The organism is Acidiphilium sp. C61 (assembly GCF_905116885.1).
Classification (GTDB): domain Bacteria; phylum Pseudomonadota; class Alphaproteobacteria; order Acetobacterales; family Acetobacteraceae; genus Acidiphilium.
Window position 1 is genome coordinate 1 of the sequence record NZ_CAJHNI010000002.1, and the last position, 18,527, is coordinate 18,527.

The window sequence follows — 18,527 nt, forward strand, 5'->3', positions numbered from 1 at the left end:
GCCGCTTGCTTCCAGCTCATGCCGGGCAATGTCAATGCTGTGTGCAAGCGTAAGAGAATTCGTCAATTGATGCCTCGCAATCGCTATTCATTATTTCGGCCCTGAGATCGCTCCATCAACTCCAAACTTCCATGTTCCGTCCGGATCGGTGACTGTCTGGCCAGAAGTAACGAAACGCCATAGGCTGTAGCATAAGCGGACAAAGTGGGAACGTTGACTGGTTGGGATCGAGGTTTTCTGCGGGTTTGAGCGGAGAGCACGGTTCTGAGGCCGGGATCGCGCGATGACGGAAAACACACGTTTTTCGTACACTTTCGTTTGAGGGCGGCGACCGCGAGTTCTGCGAAGAGTTTGGGGGCGCGCTGATAGAGCACGGTCCTGTCATCGCGACATGCCGTGTGACCGAGGGCACAGGCCAGCCACGATTTTCCGACCCTGTCGGCGCTGCTACGCCGGATGATGCGGCACCGCACGAGGCCGGTGCACCTGGTCCTCGACGGGCTGCCTGCCCACAAAACAGCGCTGGTGAAAGCCTACGTGGCGTCGACCAATGGAATGCTGACGTTGCATTTTCTGCCAGGCTACGCCCCTGACCTGAACCCAGATGAACTGGTCTGGAGCCACATGAAGCGGACGGGCGTCGCCCGGACTCCGCTACGCCAAGGCGAAAAGCTTCAGGAAAATCGAAGCCCAACTCGCCGCCATCAAGCGCAAACCACGTCTCGTGCAATCATTCTTCAAAGCACCAACTGTCGCCTATATTACCGACTACTGAGTGATGTCGGTGGGTTCGCGCGAAGTTGCAATGCCGCATCGGGGATGTTGCCATGCGCTGGACGCATGTTGGCCGGGGCTGGTGTGTCGCCTTTCGGTCAGGGCGGGAGGGTGCGGTATCCCGGTCTGGCCGCGCAGCAGCAGGATGGCGAAGGGGCTGGTGGCGAGGAGCACCAGCGCGATCACATGGATGACCGGCATCAGCGCGGCGGTGGCGCCGAACGTGTAGCCCAGCGCCGAGACCCGCAGGGCCATCGCGCCATAGAACGCCGTCAGCCCCAGCTGCGCCGCGCCGGTCACCGAGAACAGCACCGCGTTCAGCGCGGCCGCAGGCGGCGCTGCCGGATCTGGTAGATCGGCACGACCAGGGCCGGCAGGACGAGCACGGACCAGGCGCCGATGGTCACCAGCATGGCGAAATCGTCGATGCTCGTCGCGGTCCGGATCGCCAGCATGGGCACCAGCGCCAGCCAGACGATGACCGCAAAGCGGCCAGGCCAGGGATGGCCGCCCTGTCGCGGGGGGAGCGGGCGCGTTCCTCGGGCGATGGGACGGTGTCCGTCGCATGGCGTCGCGCGCCGCGCCAGATATAGGGCAGCAGGGCCGTCGACAGGAGCGCCATCGGCCCCGAGAGGAACAGGAAGTTGACTGCGCCATGCGGGAAGACGGCGAGGTCGAGGAGCCGAGCGCCAGCAGCGGCAGATGCGCCAGCAGCAGCATCCGCACCAGCGGCAGCCAGAGTGTGACCTGCTGCGAGACATACGCATAGGACTGCCCGAGGGCGGCGCCGATCATGAAGGTCGGGATCACGAACATGGTGCCGTGGAGTTCGCCGTGGACGAAGGGGGCAAAGATCGCGGCCTGCCCGGCGGCGTGCGCGAGCGCCTGGCCGATCATGCCGGCGAGCAGCGCGCCGTCGGAGATGGTGACGAATCCGAACGCGCTCTCCGGTCTGAAGCCACGCGAGGGCCGGGCCCGTCCTGCCTGCGCGGTCTTGCCGGATGGCGGCTGCGGACGAGGTCGGTTCACCGCCGCGTTGCCCGGCTCTTGCTGGAGACGCCATCTGGATGCCCAGAAGTCCGCCGCCCGGTCCCGAGCCGCGTGCCCCCGGGGCGAGAGAAGCCGCGCCGCCCAGTTCCGCATCGCGCCGGCCTCGTGCCAGGCCGCGATGAAGGGTTCGGCCGGGTGCTGCCAGTTGTCCCGCGCGAAATAGCCACCGACGACCACGCTCGCCGGCGCATTGACCATCGCCGTGGTGCCAGTTTCAACGCGAGGCGATGCGCCTCGTTGCTGGCGTCCGCCGCCCGTTTCGCCAGCCGGCCTGCATCGGCGCGGATCGTGGTGGCCTTGTCCGCCCGCTTGGCCACGCGCAGGCGGGCAGGCCCATTGTCGGTCTCGAGCCGTTCCGCCTTGGCCAGCCGGGTCGTCTGCTTCGCCGTGAAGCCGGCGGCCTCGCTGCCCGCCGCCTCGATTTCATCGAGCGCCTGCGGGGCGTTCCGCAGGTCCCGCAGCGTCGCCATCCGCCGATCGGCAGGTCCGGCAGGGCCAGCACCAGTGCCAGCAGCGACAGCGTCTCCGCCGCCGGGCTGTGGCCCCACTTGTGGGCCTCGGTCTTGCCGTCGACGATCGCGCCGAGCAGGGAGCCGGTTCCGGCCAGGCTTCCGGTACTTGCCGCGAGAACGCCGATTTCCGCCTCGCCACGCCGGGCACGAACAGCAGCAGCGCCGCCGCGAGCAGGCCGAGCAGGTCGAACGCCATGCCGACCGCGTGCTCGCCGGTTTCGCTGCCGAGGAAGCGGGCGAGCGCCTGTCCCAGCGCCATCTCGCCCTGGGCGCGGGCGATCGCGCCTCGCCCTCCATCGTCATCGCCCGTTCGAACACGTTCTCGATCCGCTGCATCAATCCGGGCGTCGGCGCCGGCGGGTGCGGGCATCCATCGCGCGATCATCGAATGGCCGAGCCCGTCGGCGTCGAGCACCGGCTGGCGCAGCACCATGCAGGTCTGACCGTCGGAAAAGAGGATTCCGGTCTCGCGGCCGACGGTCGCATCCGCGAAGCGGGACAGGTGGACCGACGCCTCGGCCTGGCCGAAATAGGGGCCCCAGCTCATCTGGTATGCGCGTCCAGCCATCACCGCCTCCTGCTGTTCGGGCGAGGTTACCGGCGGCGATGCGGTCCAGTAATCGTGCCGCCGGGCATGACCGGGCGCCGGGCGGGCGGCGCGCATGACCGGGGGCCGGCGCTCTGCTGCGAGGCCGGCGGGGAGGGCGCGGGGATGGTCAGCGACCGGGCGGGGACCGGGTGCGCGGCGGCGGGACATAGCCGGACGGGCGGCCCTGCGGGTGGAACTGGCCCGGAGATGATGGCGGCGCCGGGAACAGGACGGCCCAGGCTTCCGTGTGCGACCTGTGACGTGCGCGCGAGGCGGCCTGCGCCGGGGTGGGGATGTCCGGCCCGCGCCGTCGCGGCGGGCGCGCGTGCAGCAGGCGGAGCGATTCGGGCAGGCGCAGGCTGTCGCGCGGCAATCAACGTGAGAATCCAGCGTCAATCAGGATGAGAATGCGGCTGGGGAGGCACCGGCGGAGGGCGTAGCCCGGAGCCGGTGCCTCCCCAGCCGGGCAGCGTCCTTGCCAGGGCGCCGCCGTGGTCGCGGCGTCCGGGTCGCGGAGGATACCTCCTCACAACGGGGAGACCTTCGTGCCCGGCCGCCACATCAACGACCACCAGAAGAGGCTTTTCATGAGATATCGACAGACAGACGGTGTTGCCCTGGCGTCCGCCAGGGCCGGCTTCAGCACTGCCGCGGGCTACCGGCTCGAGCAGGAGCGGCACCTACCGTCATCGCCGACCGCGCGCGCGCGGCGCCGCCCGGATCCGCTGGCGACGATCTTCGACGCTGAGGTGGTGCCGCTGCTGGAAGCCGCGCCCGGCCTCAGGGCCGTGGATCTTCGAGGAGATGTGCCGGCGGCATCCCGATCTCGCCCCGGGTGTCCGGCGGACGCTCGAGCGGCGTATCCGCACCTGGCGCGCGCTGCACGGGCCGGAGCAGGAGGTCATCTTTCGCCAGACCCATGAGCCGGGCGCGATGGGCCTGTCCGACTTCACCGATATGAACGAGCTCGGCATCATCGTCGCCGGCGCCCCGCTCGACCACAGGCTCTATCACTTCCGCCTGGCCTGGTCCGGCTTCGAGCACGCCCATGTCATCCTGGGCGGCGAGAGCTACGTCGCTCTCGCCGAGGGGCTGCAGAACGCCCTCTGGCCTGGGCGGCGCCCCGCGCGAACATCGCAGCGACAGCCTCTCCGCCGCCTTTCGCAACCTCGCCGCGCCGAGAACGTCGCCGACCTGACCCGCCGATATGACGCGCTCTGCGCCCATTACGGCATGACCCCGTCGCGCAACAATCGCGGTGTCGCTCATGAGAACGGCGCCATCGAAAGCCCCCACGGCCATCTCAAGCGCGCGGTCCGCGACGCCCTTCTCCTGCGCGGCGGCACAGTCTTCGTCGATCTCGAAGCCTATCGCCGCTTCATCGCGAGATCGTCGGCCGCCAGAACCGGCGCCACGCCGAGCGCATCGACGCCGAGCGCGCCGCCCTGCAGAAACTCCCCGAGCAGCGCACCGCCGATTACGAGGAGACCGTTGTCACCGTCACCTCCTCCGGCGGCTTCACCTCAGGAAGGTCTTCTACACCGTCCCCTCCCGCCTGATCGGCCAGCGGCTCCGCGTCCGCCTCTATGACAACCGGCTCGAGCTGTTCCTCGCCGCCACCCCGCTGATGACACTCCCCCGCGGCCGGCCACAACCGGATGGCAGACACGGCCACGTCGTCGACTACCGCCACGTCATCCACAGCCTGCGCCGCAAGCCGATGGCTCTGCTCAATCTCGTCTATCGCCACCAGCTCTTCCCGCGCGATGCCTATCGCCGGACCTTCGAGCACCTGCTCTAGCAGACATCGCCCAGGGACGCGTGCAGGATCATGGTCGAACTCCTCGCCATCGCCCATGAGCGTGCCTGCGAGGCTGAACTCGCCAGCGTCCTCGCCGCCGATAGCAACGCCGGCCGACAGCCCGACCTCAATGCCATCCGCCAGCGCTTCGCACCCGATCCCGCCAGCCTGCCCGCACTCACCATCCCGACCATGCCGCTCGCCAGCTATGACATCCTGCTCCAGGGAGCAGCCGCATGAGCGAGACCGCACGCACCGTCGACGCCCAGCGCCTTACCCTGCTGCTCAACGAGCTCAGGCTCCCCGCCATCAAGCAGGTCTGGCCCGACTTCGCCGCCCGCGCCGACAAGGAAGCATGCCCGCCGCACGCCTCCTCGCCACGCTCGCCGAGCACGAGGTCGCCGAGCGCGACCGCAGGCGCATCGAGCGCCACCTCCTCGAAGCCAGGCTGCCGCCCGGAAAAACCATCGCCACCTTCGCCTTCGAGGCCGTGCCGATGATCTCCAAGGCCCAGGTCCTCGCCCTCTGCTCCGGCGACGGATGGCTCGAGACCGGCGCCAATCTCCTCGCCTTCGGCCCGCCCGGCGGGGGAAAGTCCCATCTCGCCGCAGCCATCGGCCTCGCCCTCGTCGAGAATGGCTGGCGCGTGCTGTTCACCCGCACCTCCGACCTCGTCCAGAAGCTCCAGATCGCACGTCGCGAACTCGCCCTCGAGGCCACCATCGCCAAGCTCGACAAATTCCACCTGCTGATCCTCGACGACCTCGCTTACGTCACCAAGGATCAGGCCGAAACCTCGGTTCTCTTCGAACTCATCAGCGCACGCTACGAGCGCCGCTCCCTGATGATCACCGCCAACCAGCCCTTCGGCGAGTGGGGAAAGGTCTTCCCAGATCCCGCCATGACACTCGCCGCCGTCGACCGCCTCGTCCACCACGCAACCATCTTCGAGATGAACGTCGAAAGCTATCGCCGCAAAACCGCAATCCAGCGCCGAACCGGGCCAGGACGGCCGCAGCACGCCCAACAATCACCGAAAACATCAGATTGTCGCGCCACGACAATCAAGTCGCCCAAACCCGCTTGCCAGCGTCAAACCAATCCGATTAACCTTCCAAGGCCGCGATCACTTTCTCATCCTGATCGTCGCGCTTCTCATCCAGATTGTCGCGCTACACGCAGGCCGAGATCGAGGCTGGAAACGACCGGGCTTTGACATTTGCAGGTCATTCAGGCGCATCGACAAGCAGATACTAAATTTTGGTGGTATCACTGAAAGGGCGTTGGCCAATGTTTTCGATTAGACGAAGCAGGTAGCCATCCGGGTCCATGACCAGAAGCTGTCGCTGGCCGAATTCAACCGTGTTGGCTCGATACCACGCCTCCTCAGGCTCCTTGAATAGCGGACATCCCGCTTTTGCCAGTCGGTCTAGTATCGGCCGGAGGGTCGGTGTCTTGATCTGGAAATTGATGCCACGACCAAGTGGTGCTTCGAGCGGCCCCGTCACCCATTGGTCGTCTGCCGTGTTGCGCTGCTCAAGCATTACCTGAGCACCGTCAAGGTCCAAGTATGCGAAGCCGGTTTCCGGCCGGTCGAATGCTACGGAGAAGCCGATCAGATTGCACCAAAAACGCAGGCTCACCTCCAAGTCCGAAACCACCAGTTCCGGAACCAGCCTCGCCGAGTTTGCCATTCCAATAAGCCCTTTAACCCCTATCCGACCGCTGTAATTACAGCTGCCCGCTGCTGCTACCCCCCCAAGTTCGCCACGCTCGTGCGAAATTCCTGATTTTCGTGCAGACTCAGCGCATTTGGGGGAAACCAGACCTACGCGTCTTGCTGTCCTCGTGCGGCTAATTGATCGAGGGCTGACCCCTCAAGCACATAATAAATCTTGTCAAACCCGTTTGCGCCCAGCCCGTCATAGAGCGACCGCGCTGCCACGTTTTCTCTTGAGGTGGACCATTCGATCCTAGTGCTTCCTGCGGCCTTCGCCGCCTGTGCAATCCCAGCCATCAACTTCTGTGCGACGCCACGGCGGCGTGCAGCGTGGCCGACATAAACCTGCTGGACGTAAGTGAATGTGAGCAGGCCGGCGACGGGGTAGAGAGAGGTGAACGTGGCAAAGCCGAGAAGTCGAACATCGTCGTGGGCTACGATGATGTCCACCTGCCGGGCACGGCGAAGCACGTCCTCAGCGACTACCAGATCAGAACTGATAGTGGCTCCGTAGAAACCAGCCATCTCGATCATCAAGTCGGCTAGGGCCTGAGCATCTTTCTCGTCAAAGCGACGTATGCGGACCACCATTCACCCTTTCCCGACACAACCTGCTGCTACGCTACATGGCCGACTTTTCTACCACCGCATACAAGGATCATGTGTGGACGGCCCGTTGGGTTCAAGTCGTTAAAGCAGAATTTGGTATCGGTTCGAATGCGGTCATGTGTCCGGCCTTTGACGCGGTGGTCTGACCGCTGGCCCAGATGGGTGCCGCGAGCAACATCCAAACAGAAATTGCGGCATGGAACTGCCGTAGATTCAGACGGATTTTGTTGCTCGTCGGTTCGACCGATAACCATCTCCTGTTTGCCCCTAAACCCTCGGCACCGGCGCGCGGATCAGGCGGCTACCGGCTGACGCCGATACGCTTCACCACGCGCCATCATGGCCCAGATGATCCGGGCCATCTTGTTGGCCAGAGCGATCGCCGCGACCTTGCGCGGCTTCCGCTCCAGCAATTGCAACAGCCAAGCGGTCGCTGATTTGCTGCCTGGTTTAGCGAAGCGGATCACCGCCATCGCCCCGACCACGAGCAACTGCCGCAACCTCTCATTGCCTGCCTTACTTATCTTTCCCATACGATGCTTGCCGCCGGTGGAATGCTCTCGCGGAGTCAGCCCGAGCCACGCTGCAAAATGCCGCCCGGTCTCAAAATTCGCGGGGTTCACATTGAGCGCCATGGTGATCGCGGTGATTGCCCCAACGCCGGGAATCGCGGCGAGGAGCTTGCTGACCGCGTTGGCCTTGTGCTGTTCGAGCAGCTGTCTCTCCAGTGCGTCGATCTTTGCATCGAGATCCGTCACATGCTGACCCATTTGCTCAAACATCGCCTTTGCAATTGCTGGAATCGCTTCCTCGGCAGACAGGAGAACAAGCAATGCTGAGACGTTCGCGCAGCCCTTGGCGGCAACGATGCCAAATTCCGCCGCGTGCCCCCGCAACGCGTTGATCGCCTGGGTTCGTTGATTCACCAAGAGTTCCCGGTGCTTCACGATGATTGCTGCCGCTTGCTCATCCACCGATTTGACCGGAACCGTGCGCATGGTCGGGCGGGATGCTGCCTCACTGATCGCTTCTGCGTCGTTGCGATCATTTTTACTCCGCTTCACGAAGGGCTTCACATATTGCGGTGGGATCAACCTGACCCGGTGGCCCATACCGCCCAACACCCGCCCCCAGTGGTGCGAGCCTGCGCAAGCTTCAAGAACCACCTCCGTCGGAGCCAATTTGACGAAGAACGGTTCAACCTGAGCCCGCCTGATCTCGCGCCGGAGTAACGGGCGCTCCTGGTCATCGACCCCATGGATCGTAAAAACATGCTTGGACGTGTCTATAGAAATCCGCTTAAATTCCATTGGGCGGCCCTTTCATTAGGTTCGTTGTTCGACCCTATATTGGCACATTGGATGCCGTTGGGCCGTCCACCCCAACAGAAATGCACCATCACCGTGCCAGCGCCAAGCGCTGGCGCAGTAGTGTAGAGGTGTCGCAGGTCTCGGGATTTTCACGACGATTGATGGGGAGAAACATGAAATCTTCAGATAGGGCTGCGGTGCTGGATGAACTCGCCTCTTTGATCGCAGGCATCCCGTCAGCCGGGCCCATTCGGGTCGCGATTGACGGACGGACGGCATCAGGGAAAACAACGCTGGCGGATGAACTGGCCGAAGCTCTCGGCAAGACAGGAAGGGCGGTTATTCGGACTTCAATCGACGGATTCCACCGGCCCAAGGTAGAACGCTATGCGCGTGGTCGTCACTCCGCAGAAGGCTACTATTACGACGCGCGCGATCTTCCGGCTATCAACGCACTTTTGCTTTCCCCCTTGGGGCCGGGCGGCGATCGGCGGTATCGCACGGCGTCATTCGATCTCGACAATGACCAGCCTATAAAGCAGGAGCCACAAGTTGCGTCGGCCGATGCCATATTGATCGTAGATGGCACTTTTCTCCAGCGGCCCGAACTACGCGACGACTGGGATTTGGCGATTTTCGTAGAAACCTCGGAGCAGCTTTCCGAACAGCGCGGTATTGATCGGGACGCCGGGCGTTTAGGTGGGGCAGATGCCACACGTCAGCTCTATGCGGTTCGATATAAGCCAGCCTTCGATATTTACGAAAGTATGTGCGCGCCGGCTTCTACTGCCGATGCAGTCTTCAACAATGACGACTTCGCCAGCCCGGTCCTGAAAGTCCGCACCGGCGGCAGGCTGTCGCACAAATCCTAAGTTACGCGACAGTCAGAATTGACTTATTTCGGTCGCCCGACACCGGTCGAGCGATCTCGGAAGCCGATGCAGCTTGCAAAAGCGGCACGACCCGCGCTCGCAGCCATTCGAGTGCCGGGTCGCGGTCATTCTGCATCGACCACACCAGGGCCACTGAAGGCAGGCGAAGATCGAGCGGAATTTCCGTAACCGTAAGGCCGAAAAGCGGCGCATAGCGAGCCGCCATCCGCGTCGGCAACGTGGCGATCACCGGCGCCTCGGCCGCTGCTGCCAGCACGGTGAGAAAATCCGATGCCGCCAACACCACGTTCAGCGTCTCCTCGGCCCGCGCCAAGGCTTCGGACAGGCAGCCCTGGATGTCGTCCTTCAATGTCATCAGCGCATGCGGATGCGCGATGTAGTCGGCCCTCGACAAGGGCAGCCGCAGCTGCACGAAATCCGGATTGAAACAGCAGGCCAGCGACTGCTCGAACAGCGGCGTTCCACAATGCCGTTCCAGCCCGTACTCGAAACAGCCGATGGCGAGGTCAAGTTCACCGCTATCCAGCATGCGATGCGCATCGCTCCGTGCCACCGAGCGCGTCAGCAGGCTGATGCCTGGCGCATGCGCCTGTAGATCGGCGGTCAGATTGGGCAGCAGCAAAATCTCCAGCTCCGACGAAAATCCGAGGCGCACGATTCGCGTTTCCGATTGCGGTTCGAAGGGCTTGCCCTCTGTCAGCGTGCTCTGGATCTGCAGCAGCAATTCGCGCAGTCGCGGCGCCAGCGCGATGGCCTTGGCAGTCGGGTTCATCGTCGTGCCGACCCGAACCAGCACCTCGTCGTCGAGGAGCAGCCGCAGCGTGGACAGCGCGTGGCTCATCGCCGGTTGCCCGAGTTTCAGCCGCTGCGCCGCCCGCGTCACGCTGCGTTCGGTCATCAGCGCGTCGAAGGCGACCAGCAGGTTAAGGTCGAAAGAGCGAAGATTGAAATGGTCGATTGACCGCATGACTTGAATCGATTTGCATGATGATCGGGCGGACCATAGCTCTCCGTCCATGACGCAGCAATCCTCGAACAATGTGGAAATCCCGCTCTCCTTCCGGGTCGGCGATGCGCTGGTGACCCGGATTCCCGAACTCCGCTGGACGAATGCCGATCCGGCCCGGCTATATCCCGATCTCGACCCTGCGGCTCTCGGCACCCATGGCGGTCAGCTCACGGCCGGTTCCTTCAATCCGGACACCGGCACGCTCGCTCAGGGCACGCATTCCTGGCTGGTGCGGCATGCCGGACGGGTCATTCTGATCGACACGGCCACCGGCAACGGCAAGCCACGGCCCCGCGCCCCGGTGTTGGACCATCTCGACACGCCCTATCTGGCCCGCCTCGCTGCAGCTGGAGTGATGCCGGACCAAGTCGATCTCGTCCTGCTGACGCATATCCATGCCGACCATGTCGGCTGGAACACGGTGCTGCGGGATAACATCTGGCAACCGCTCTTTACCCGTGCGCGGCACGTCTATTCCGAGATGGAGGCGCGCTACGCTGCGGCATTGGACGGTTTCGCACCCGCGCCCGACCTACCCCCGGAAGCGTTCGGCCGCCCCGATCACCCGCCCATGCCGCAGGTCTATACCGACAGCCTGAAACCTGTGATCGATGCCGGTCTGGGCCAGGCCATCGCCATCGACGGCCGGGAGATCGCGGATGGTCTCTCCTTCCATCCCGCACCCGGCCACAGCATCGACCACGCCACCATCCGCCTCCACTCGTGCGGCGAGGAGGCATGGTTCGTCGCCGACCTCATGCATCATCCGCTGCAGGCCTACCGGCCCGATCTACGGTCGGTCTACTGCGAGTTTCCTGGCAAGGCCGAGCAGTCCCGCCGCTGCATGCTGGCTCACGCCGCCGAAACCGGTGCGCTGTGCCTTACCGCCCATTTTGCCGAAAGCGGTGCCGGCCGCGTCACGCAAAACGGCTCCGGCTTCGCCTGGCATTTCGTCAACCCCACGGAAGTTTCCGCATCATGAGTGACCTCACCATCGAAAACCAGCTCATCCCGAGCGAGACACCTGGCATTTCCCTCCATCTTCGCCGCAAGTGCCGCGCCGACATTGCCGCTTTCGGGGCCGATCGCACCCTGCTGCTCATGCACGGCGCGACGCTTCCGGCCGAAACCCTGTATGACGTGCCGGTCGGCGAGGGTGCCTTCATGGACGTGCTGGCGGAAGCAGGCTTCGATGTCTGGGCGCTGAATGTGCGCGGCTTTGGCGGCTCGACCCGCCCTGCGGGCATGGAGGGCGCGCCCGACGCCGCCCCGCCGCAAGTCTCCACGGCGGTGGCGGTGTGCGACCTCGCCGCCGCCGTCGATCACATCCGCGCTGCGCAGGATCTCGGTCAGATCACCCTCATCGGCATGTCCTGGGGCGGCACGGTCACGGCGGCCTACAGCGCCGCCCATCCCGCCAATGTCGCGAAGCTCGTGCTCATCGCTCCACAGTGGCTGAGCGACGGGCCGCCGCGCATCGATCCAGGCGGCCCGGTGCCGGCCTATCGCCGCTTCGATGTCCACGCCTTCCGCGATCGCTGGCTCGAAAGCGTGCCGCAAGAACTGCGGGAGGAGATCCTGCCCGGCGCCTGGTTCGCCGCCTGGGCCGACATCATCCTCGCGAGCGACCCGGCGGCCCGGGACGGCATGATCCGGGCCCCTGCCGGCGTCATCCAGGACGTGCGCGACTACTGGTCCGCCGGAAAGCCCTTCTATGAACCCGAAGCGATCACCGCCCCCGTGCTGCTGCTACACGGCGAATGGGATCTGGATGTGCCGCAGCCGCGCATGTCGGCCCTTTTCCAGCGCCTCACCGGTGCCCGCTACCGGCGCTGGATCGAGATCGGCGAAGCCACCCATATGATGGTGATGGAACGCAACCGGTGGCAGATCCTGAGCGAAATCCTGCTTTTCCTGCGTAGCCAACATGGATAGCTCCCCACGACCGGCCTGCTATCGCCCTCAAATTCGCCTTGAGGCGAATGACCGTTTCAGGCCGACTGCCAGCTTTCCAACCTACAAGCGCATTGTCGCATAACTTGTAAAGCTCGCGACAGCCGGCATCCCTCGCGGCCGACCTGGACTTTTCTTGTCGCGGATCTTTGTCGCAAAGCTTCGCATACTTACGACAAAGATCCGCGACAGCCAGTGACCGGGTTGGGGGATTTCTGCCTGTCGGCTTACGGCTTGCGAAAGCGGATATCGGACGTTCTCTTTGTGGCGAGGCTGGGCCGAAAACTGCCGGTCCACTCTTGGGTGTTGGGCTCAGGAAAGTAGACATCTCCTCGACCACCAGCAGCTTGCTGTCGTTGACTCTGACCAGTCAGTCAGTAATTTCCAGTAACGTCTCCATAGCCTCCACCATAGCGAGGTATTCGTTGACTCGCGCGTCGCTCACATCGCTGTCTCCGCCGTGGGCAGCGAGGTTCCGAAGAGCGTAGAGCCCCGAAGCGACTTCGCTTGATTGTCGGTTATCACACCGCGCTTCACGGCCGCCTGGACGAGTGCGGCATCTCCCTTCCCGACATGGGTTTCATCGGTCTCCCGACTTTTTTGCGAAGCGCTTTTTCAAGTTGAGCCCAAGCGCCGACGATCCTCGCCGCGTTAGGAGATTGATCCTCAGCCGCTAGTGTGGGCAGAATAAAAGTAAGCTTCTCGGTCTGAGTCAGACGTGGCTCTGTAGGCGCCTTTCGTAGCCCTGCCCACACTTCGGCGGCTGCCCGGTCCCACTTCCCTGTGACCCCATCCTTCCCGATCTTCAGTTCTGATATCGACGCGATCAGTTCTTTGATTTGATTTCGGAATAATAGGATTGCAACGACCACCACAGTCGGCCAGGCCATTGATTTCACGATCGACGCGATAAATTCAGCCCAGCTCATCGGTGTTTCGTGCCCTTTGGTCGATATGTCTTGTAGCCAATTCGATCCGAGTCGGTTTTAGCATTTATGCGCTGATCGATAGCACTTTGCTAATACCTATCACTCTGTCGATGATCTACGCATGGCTCCGGGTATCTCGGGTCGTAACCTTCGTCAGCCGGCATTTGGTCAATCTAAGTTTGATTGGGATGGGCCGACTGCCGACGGTCCGGTTCCGATCAGTGTAGGGCGCAAGCTGCCATTCTATTGACGCTGGGAGAGCGACTTGTAGTAGACTCGGGGCGCGCCCGGAGTCGGCTCGAAGGTGAAGCAGTTGCAGTAGTCGGCGATTGCCTGCATGACGCCGAGCAGGAAGATGCAGAGAATGCCGCCGTCTGGCCGGTGCCCAATGGCTTAGGAAGTTGCTTACAATCGTCACCATGTGGTGTTGAGGCCCGCTTCCTGCGCCGCGTCGAGGACTAGGCAGTTGGCCGCCTTGTGCAGTTTAACAGCAGCCTCGATCGCCTTCAGAAATTCGCTCGAGAGCTGCTTGTCATCGTTGAAAGCGATGTCCACCGGAACCGGAATCCGGAGCTTGCTGATGAGATCACTCAACCGATATTCCAGATATTGCCTCACGCCCTCCTTGGCGAAGTCAACCTGGCCGGCCTGCAGCATCGAAATCGTTAGGTCCCGCACCTTGTTGACCGCCCCAGCCTGCGGAAGGACGGCGATCTGGGGTGATCCTTCCAGCCGTTGATGCCACCACGTCCCCGAGTTGCTGTGCTTGTTGAAAAGTTTCTCTAGCATCGTGTCGTGGCTCAAGAGAATCACCTGTGGGCCGGACGCCTTCCCCGGCCGCGCAAATGTCGTTCTGATGAGTTCGACAAGGAAGTGCTGATGCCCGGCGTCAAAGCTCGACGTCACATCGTCGAGAACAACGAATTTCGGGAGCCCGCCATAGAGCGATGCTGCTGCCAGATATAGCGATATCGCGAAGGCGTTGCGGAAGCTCTCGGACAGAAGCGCCTGGGGCGATACGTTCGTCAGTCCGTAGAATTGGGCAAGCCCGATACGGAGTTCCTCGCTGCCAGCTTTTTTGGAGACGGTCGGCTCGACACCATGAAACGACATCTTCTTAAAGTAATCCTTGAACACCGGCTCGACGGCGGTCAGTCGTGCCTCGCTCATGCCGGCCTCCGCCGTCGCAAAAGCCTTTGATGCCCTGCCGAGGAAAGTTCGGATCCGGTCTACACAGGCATCTCGCGCGGTTGCGTCTGCCAGCACTTTCCGGGACTGTTCGAGCTTCCGCCAGTTTTCCTGCAGGCGCCGCGCTGTCTCCACTTTCTTCGTTACCTCAACCGAGGATGGCGGTAGCTCCTTTTCGAGCTGGGTCTGCTCGGCCGCCAGCGTGCCAGAAAGCCCCTCCGCGCGCGTACGCAGTGTATCCAGCCACTGAACCAAAGCATCGGCATCGGCCTTGGAGATCGCGCCGACGCCGGCGCGGGTCTGGTGCGCGGCGAGTAGGCGCTTCTCGGGTACCGGTTCGAGCTCGGCTTCAAGCTGCAGTAGCTCTGTCCAACCAGCCTCGTTCCACTCCGCCGCCAACGCGGTGGTTGTCTGGTCCAAGATCTCAAACTCAGAGAGCTTGGCGGCGAGGTGATCCCGCAGGCTATGGGTGCCTTTCCCGTCGCAGAGCGGGCAAAGATACGAGTCCTCCCACTCCGCCCTTTCCACGACCTTCGTCCCTGCCTGGTAAAGCTCAAGCATCAAGTGACCAGAAGTCTTCGCCAGTGCGGACTCGCGCTCGGCGGCGCGAGTGGCCAATTGCGGGGCGCGCTCCCGGGTTGGAGCTTCATGGTTCATTTTGGCGATATTTTCGCGCTCTCGAATGCAAGCACCGAGGCGTTCGCGCTTCGGACCGCCTTCGGCATCCTTGATAGCGTCGATGCAAACGTCGATGTCGATGGCGTCGTACGCCTTGTCCTCGCACTGCGGCTTCAGAGGTGTGATCTGGACCAGGGCCTCATGGCACTTGTCCTTCGCGGCGGCCGTATCCAGCTGCCCGAGCGGCGTCCCCACAAGTAATTCATAATCTTTGGCGATGGCCGCCGACAATTCGGCTCCGGTCCTCTCCTCCCGGATCTTGGTCTGGGCGTGGGCCGTGATGTCGAAATGGTTGTTAAACGCGCGTGTATTCGCCAAACCTGCCAGCGCTTGGCGAAGATCGCTGTAGGCAGAGAGTCCAAGGAGACCGGAAAAGGTGCGGCCACGAGCGAGCGGTGGCGCGGTGATAAATTTCTGAAATGTCGGGCCGTCGAGTAATACGAACTCTCGATTGAGCGCGGTCAGTATCGCGTTGGCGTCCCACGGCGCGGTGGCGCTGACAGTGCGCAGGCCGGTTGGGCTGCGGACGACGGTGATCTCGCACTTTTCCGCGCCGGGCTCGGCTACCAGACGGAGCTTGATCGTCGCCTGACCGGTCGAGTGAAAGCGGTTTTGGTAATAGTCTCTGTCGCGTTCGACGGCTGGGAGTTCATCCAGCCAAGGGAGTTTGCCGGTGATTGCATAACGCACCGCGTCGTAGACGGAGGTCTTGCCGACGCCGTTGACGGCCGACACGCTATTGACCTTGGCAGGCTTGAACTTGAGTTCAAGTGGCCGGTCTTCATTGTTCACGCCCCGGAAGCCCTCGATCAAAACGCCCTCGAGAAGCCATCCGGTCACCGTCGGCGATTGCGCGACCGCCGGTTGTGCCGTGGCGGGCACGTTTGCTGTGGGTACGGCTGCCTGCCTGTCGGTCGCGTCGTCATCAGTTACAGCCGGTGACGTGTTGCAGATCTCGAATAATCGATCCCAGATTTCCTCGTGCTTGTAATTACCATCTACCAGCGCCAAAAGGCGGCGCGCATTTCGGGACCAAGCGCGGCGTCGAGCTCTTTAACGTATACCCCGAATATCGATAGATTATCGCTGAGACTAGCATTCTCATCGAATGCAAACGCTGTTCCCTCTGCAGCCATAGCAATACCCCCATGCCCGCTGAGTTTGCAGTGGAGTAGTCGCGAGATGCAAGTGTTCGTTCATCAGCGGTCACGGCGGACAGAGCTGCAGGGCACCGATATCGGTGTGAAACTGGATCATGCCCACATCTGCAAAGGGCGCCAATCGCCGCTAAAGATCAAGAACATTGACATGATAAGAATGTCCGCTCCCGAGAAGCCGAGCTAGGGCTCAGAATGACCATGAAGGGCGCAGAGCCGTTGCGGGCCAGGGCCGGCGAATGACCGGTTTTGGGGTTCCCGTTGCGGCCTCCCCATGGCCCGGTAGGGTCGATTCCAGATATAGCGCCTACTGGATAACCTGGTGAGAGGGACTGACGTTATTCACAGACACGGCCGATGGTTTGGCGGCTGACCTGATATGTCCGTGCGAGGGATGAGACTGATGCGCCGGAGCCACGCGCTTCCCTGACAGCGGCCTTTTGATCATCTGTTAAAGATGCAGGCCGCCCGATCGCCTTGCCGTTCGCTCTGGCTCGCTGGACCCCAGCTTGCGTGCGTTCAATCAGCAGGTCTCGCTCGAACTCAGCCACGGCGGCGATCACCTGCATGGTCATGCGGCCGGCTGAGCTGGTGAGATCGACGGCCGCCTAGGGCCAGACAATGAAGCCGGACCCCGAGGCCGGCGAGGGCATCGACGGTGGCTCGCACGTCGAGCGCGCTGCGGCCTAACCGGTCGAGCTTTGTGACAACAAGCACGTCCCCATCTTCGAGGCGATCGAGGAGGCGGCGGAACTCGGGCCGTTGGCGAGCTGCGACGCTTCCCGAGATTGTTTCCATGATGATCCGGTTAGGGCGGATGGCAAAGCCGGCGGCCTTCGCCTCGGCTATCTGATTCTCGGCGGTCTGCTCACGCGTCGATACGCGGGCATACAAAAACACGCGCGACATAGGGCAATTACGTCCAAAAACCTGCCTGTAATATCGGACAATGCCCACAATGCCGTCAAAATAGTTTTGGGCATGCTCTCGGCGAGGTGTCCGAAACCGGTCGGTTTTGGACGTGATCACATTGATTGAAGTTGTATAGTGACGCGCTACGCGTTACACTGATTTGTGATCTTGAGTTTCCGACATAAGGGCCTGGAGGCTTTTTACCGCACGGGCTCCATGCGCGGGATTCAAGCCGCACAGGCTGGCAAGTTGAAGCGCATTCTTGGCCTTTTGGATGTGGCGCAGACGCCGCAGGATATGAACATCCCGGCGTTTAAGCTGCACCCACTGAAAGGTGACCTTGCCGGGCACTGGTCCGTGTGGGTCAACGGGAATTGGAGAGTGACATTTCGGTTCGTTGAGGCTGGCGTTGAGTTTGGTGAATTATCAAGACTACCACTAGGAGAAGGTAAAATGATGAATAATCCGCCACATCCTGGCGAACTGCTAAGAGAGGATGTCATCGGTGAGCTGGGGCTTTCCGTTACCGAGGCCGCCCAGAGGCTGGCTATGTCCCGCGCAGCGTTGTCGCGTGTGTTGAACGCCAGGGCTGCCATTAGCCCTGATTTGGCGATCCGGCTTGAACAGGCTGGCGTGAGCACGGCGCAGGCATGGCTTGGGATGCAGGCAAACTATGATCTTTGGCTTGCACGACAACACCAGCAGCCACCAGTGCGCCGTTTTCAGGAAAATGCGGCCTGAACAACCAAGTTCGGGCAGCGACCAGTAGACTCATGGACTTATTGTTATCGACCTAGGTCTGGACGCCGATCGGCATTCCAAGCAGCTGATTCGAAATACGTCCCCGGTGTGATCGGGTTCGCGTCGGTTCACGGTCGCCGTAAGATCGGATAGCCGGTCCGCCCCCGCAGCTCAGGTCTCGATAGGCAAACCCGCTCCCTTCCACTCAGGATAGCCATCTTCCAGGCGGCTGGCCTGAACGCCTCGCGCCCGTAACTGCGCCACGGCTTCATATGACAGAACGCAATACGGTCCCCGGCAATACGCGACGACCGGGATGTTCTCAGTGAAGTGGCCCAGCGCCGCATCCAACTGATCGAGGGGAATGTTCAACGCACCCGGCAAATGGCCCCGCGCGAATTCATCCGCCGGTCGGACATCGAGGAGTGTCACGCTGCCCTCGCGCAGGCGTTCAAGCAAGGTCAAGCGCGATACGGGCTCGAGAGAATCCCGCGCCCGGAAATACGCCTGCAGCACCTGATCGATTTCCGCGATGTTCCGCTCGCCCACTCGCCCCAGGCTGCCCAGCAACGTCACCACCTCGGTCTCGGAGACCAGGCTATAGAACATGTTCTTGCCCTCTCGCCGCGGCGCCGCAAGGCGGGCACGGCGCAAGACCTGCAGGTGGCGGGACGTGTTCGAGAGCGACAGGCCAATCCGTTC

General features: G+C 62.6%; 18 protein-coding genes and 3 pseudogenes. 7 read left to right on the plus strand and 14 right to left on the minus strand.

Annotated elements, in window-relative coordinates; all coding sequences use genetic code 11:
* Positions 1–326: 326 nt before the first annotated feature.
* Positions 327–434: pseudogene (locus HUW10_RS00215) on the minus strand (ATP-binding protein); the annotation flags it as partial.
* A gap of 10 nt (positions 435–444) precedes the next feature.
* Here HUW10_RS00215 and HUW10_RS00220 point away from each other — a divergent pair.
* Positions 445–775: pseudogene (locus HUW10_RS00220) on the plus strand (transposase); the annotation flags it as partial.
* Here the strand turns inward: HUW10_RS00220 and HUW10_RS00225 are convergent.
* Genes HUW10_RS00225 through HUW10_RS00240 form a run of 4 tightly spaced genes read right to left on the minus strand, consistent with a single transcriptional unit; the run spans position 769 to position 3,298 of the window.
* Positions 769–1,803, minus strand: coding sequence for a hypothetical protein (locus HUW10_RS00225; RefSeq protein WP_174501808.1), 1,035 nt, complete (start codon positions 1,801–1,803; stop codon positions 769–771). The pseudogene HUW10_RS00220 and the gene HUW10_RS00225 overlap by 7 nt on opposite strands.
* A complete protein-coding gene (locus tag HUW10_RS00230; RefSeq protein ID WP_174501809.1) occupies positions 1,800–2,294 on the minus strand; it encodes a hypothetical protein in 495 nt (164 codons plus the stop codon). The genes HUW10_RS00225 and HUW10_RS00230 overlap by 4 nt, the downstream gene beginning before the upstream one ends.
* Positions 2,248–3,000 (minus strand): hypothetical protein, encoded by a 753-nt coding sequence (locus HUW10_RS00235; RefSeq protein WP_174501810.1) that lies wholly within the window; start codon positions 2,998–3,000, stop codon positions 2,248–2,250. Before HUW10_RS00235 ends, HUW10_RS00230 begins: the two co-directional genes overlap by 47 nt.
* Before the next feature lie 52 nt (positions 3,001–3,052).
* Positions 3,053–3,298, minus strand: coding sequence for a hypothetical protein (locus tag HUW10_RS00240; protein ID WP_174501811.1), 246 nt, complete (start codon positions 3,296–3,298; stop codon positions 3,053–3,055).
* A 214-nt stretch (positions 3,299–3,512) separates the two neighbouring features.
* Between HUW10_RS00240 and istA the strand changes: the two are divergent.
* Positions 3,513–4,966, plus strand: a pseudogene (gene istA / locus HUW10_RS18185) (IS21 family transposase).
* 115 nt (positions 4,967–5,081) lie between these two features.
* On the plus strand, positions 5,082–5,942 hold the full coding sequence (gene istB / locus HUW10_RS00260; RefSeq protein WP_304503466.1) for an IS21-like element helper ATPase IstB: 861 nt from the start codon (positions 5,082–5,084) through the stop codon (positions 5,940–5,942).
* Between the two features lie 37 nt (positions 5,943–5,979).
* Here istB and HUW10_RS00265 read toward each other — a convergent pair whose 3' ends face one another.
* The 3 genes from HUW10_RS00265 to HUW10_RS00275 all read right to left on the minus strand — a co-directional run bounded on the left by HUW10_RS00265 (position 5,980) and on the right by HUW10_RS00275 (position 8,365).
* Positions 5,980–6,420 (minus strand): VOC family protein, encoded by a 441-nt coding sequence (locus HUW10_RS00265; protein ID WP_174501815.1) that lies wholly within the window; start codon positions 6,418–6,420, stop codon positions 5,980–5,982.
* A 134-nt stretch (positions 6,421–6,554) separates the two neighbouring features.
* Entirely contained in the window at positions 6,555–7,037 is a 483-nt protein-coding gene (locus HUW10_RS00270; RefSeq protein WP_174501816.1) for a GNAT family N-acetyltransferase, read from the minus strand.
* Between the two features lie 311 nt (positions 7,038–7,348).
* A complete protein-coding gene (locus tag HUW10_RS00275; protein WP_013640371.1) occupies positions 7,349–8,365 on the minus strand; it encodes an IS110 family transposase in 1,017 nt (338 codons plus the stop codon).
* A 173-nt stretch (positions 8,366–8,538) separates the two neighbouring features.
* Between HUW10_RS00275 and HUW10_RS00280 the strand changes: the two genes are divergently transcribed.
* The gene (locus HUW10_RS00280; RefSeq protein WP_174501817.1) at positions 8,539–9,237 is read left to right on the plus strand and encodes a uridylate kinase; all 699 of its coding nucleotides are present in this window, start codon (positions 8,539–8,541) and stop codon (positions 9,235–9,237) included.
* 1 nt (position 9,238) lies between these two features.
* Here the strand turns inward: HUW10_RS00280 and HUW10_RS00285 are convergent, their stop codons facing one another.
* Complete coding sequence (locus HUW10_RS00285) at positions 9,239–10,276, minus strand: LysR family transcriptional regulator (protein ID WP_236656127.1); 1,038 nt, start codon at positions 10,274–10,276, stop codon at positions 9,239–9,241.
* On the opposite strand from HUW10_RS00285, the gene HUW10_RS00290 reads away from it, so the two are divergent.
* On the plus strand, positions 10,275–11,249 hold the full coding sequence (locus HUW10_RS00290) for an MBL fold metallo-hydrolase (RefSeq protein ID WP_174501819.1): 975 nt from the start codon (positions 10,275–10,277) through the stop codon (positions 11,247–11,249). The genes HUW10_RS00285 and HUW10_RS00290 overlap by 2 nt on opposite strands.
* Positions 11,246–12,202, plus strand: a complete 957-nt coding sequence (locus HUW10_RS00295) for an alpha/beta hydrolase (RefSeq protein ID WP_174501820.1) — start codon at positions 11,246–11,248, stop codon at positions 12,200–12,202. Before HUW10_RS00290 ends, HUW10_RS00295 begins: the two co-directional genes overlap by 4 nt.
* 551 nt (positions 12,203–12,753) lie before the next feature.
* Here HUW10_RS00295 and HUW10_RS00300 read toward each other — a convergent pair.
* The 4 genes from HUW10_RS00300 to HUW10_RS18450 form a co-directional block, all read right to left on the minus strand.
* Positions 12,754–13,149: a hypothetical protein gene (locus HUW10_RS00300; RefSeq protein WP_174501821.1), complete on the minus strand. Its 396-nt coding sequence runs from the start codon at positions 13,147–13,149 to the stop codon at positions 12,754–12,756.
* A 414-nt stretch (positions 13,150–13,563) separates the two neighbouring features.
* On the minus strand, positions 13,564–16,026 hold the full coding sequence (locus HUW10_RS00305; RefSeq protein WP_174501822.1) for an AAA family ATPase: 2,463 nt from the start codon (positions 16,024–16,026) through the stop codon (positions 13,564–13,566).
* A gap of 484 nt (positions 16,027–16,510) precedes the next feature.
* Complete coding sequence (locus HUW10_RS18600) at positions 16,511–16,747, minus strand: recombinase family protein (protein ID WP_371808601.1); 237 nt, start codon at positions 16,745–16,747, stop codon at positions 16,511–16,513.
* Positions 16,716–17,081: a recombinase family protein gene (locus tag HUW10_RS18450; protein ID WP_254592120.1), complete on the minus strand. Its 366-nt coding sequence runs from the start codon at positions 17,079–17,081 to the stop codon at positions 16,716–16,718. Before HUW10_RS18450 ends, HUW10_RS18600 begins: the two co-directional genes overlap by 32 nt.
* A 219-nt stretch (positions 17,082–17,300) precedes the next feature.
* On the opposite strand from HUW10_RS18450, the gene HUW10_RS18190 reads away from it, so the two are divergent.
* Positions 17,301–17,825 carry a HigA family addiction module antitoxin gene (locus tag HUW10_RS18190; RefSeq protein WP_236656129.1) on the plus strand — a complete coding sequence of 175 codons (525 nt, stop codon included), beginning with the start codon at positions 17,301–17,303 and terminating at the stop codon, positions 17,823–17,825.
* 171 nt (positions 17,826–17,996) lie between these two features.
* On the opposite strand, the gene HUW10_RS00325 is transcribed toward HUW10_RS18190, so the two are convergent.
* On the minus strand, positions 17,997–18,527 hold a 531-nt coding region (locus HUW10_RS00325), incomplete at its 5' end, for a rhodanese-like domain-containing protein (protein WP_174501823.1).

Coding starts and splice junctions, on each gene's coding strand:
- HUW10_RS00230 (WP_174501809.1), bottom strand. CDS start 2,294: ATGGCGACGCTGCGGGACCTGCGGAACGCCCCGCAGGCGCTCGATGAA.
- HUW10_RS00235 (WP_174501810.1), bottom strand. CDS start 3,000: ATGCGCGCCGCCCGCCCGGCGCCCGGTCATGCCCGGCGGCACGATTAC.
- istB (WP_304503466.1), top strand. CDS start 5,082: ATGCCCGCCGCACGCCTCCTCGCCACGCTCGCCGAGCACGAGGTCGCC.
- HUW10_RS00265 (WP_174501815.1), bottom strand. CDS start 6,420: ATGGCAAACTCGGCGAGGCTGGTTCCGGAACTGGTGGTTTCGGACTTG.
- HUW10_RS00270 (WP_174501816.1), bottom strand. CDS start 7,037: ATGGTGGTCCGCATACGTCGCTTTGACGAGAAAGATGCTCAGGCCCTA.
- HUW10_RS00275 (WP_013640371.1), bottom strand. CDS start 8,365: ATGGAATTTAAGCGGATTTCTATAGACACGTCCAAGCATGTTTTTACG.
- HUW10_RS00280 (WP_174501817.1), top strand. CDS start 8,539: ATGAAATCTTCAGATAGGGCTGCGGTGCTGGATGAACTCGCCTCTTTG.
- HUW10_RS00290 (WP_174501819.1), top strand. CDS start 10,275: ATGACGCAGCAATCCTCGAACAATGTGGAAATCCCGCTCTCCTTCCGG.
- HUW10_RS00285 (WP_236656127.1), bottom strand. CDS start 10,276: ATGGACGGAGAGCTATGGTCCGCCCGATCATCATGCAAATCGATTCAA.
- HUW10_RS00295 (WP_174501820.1), top strand. CDS start 11,246: ATGAGTGACCTCACCATCGAAAACCAGCTCATCCCGAGCGAGACACCT.
- HUW10_RS00300 (WP_174501821.1), bottom strand. CDS start 13,149: ATGAGCTGGGCTGAATTTATCGCGTCGATCGTGAAATCAATGGCCTGG.
- HUW10_RS18600 (WP_371808601.1), bottom strand. CDS start 16,747: ATGACCATGCAGGTGATCGCCGCCGTGGCTGAGTTCGAGCGAGACCTG.
- HUW10_RS18450 (WP_254592120.1), bottom strand. CDS start 17,081: ATGTCGCGCGTGTTTTTGTATGCCCGCGTATCGACGCGTGAGCAGACC.
- HUW10_RS18190 (WP_236656129.1), top strand. CDS start 17,301: ATGCGCGGGATTCAAGCCGCACAGGCTGGCAAGTTGAAGCGCATTCTT.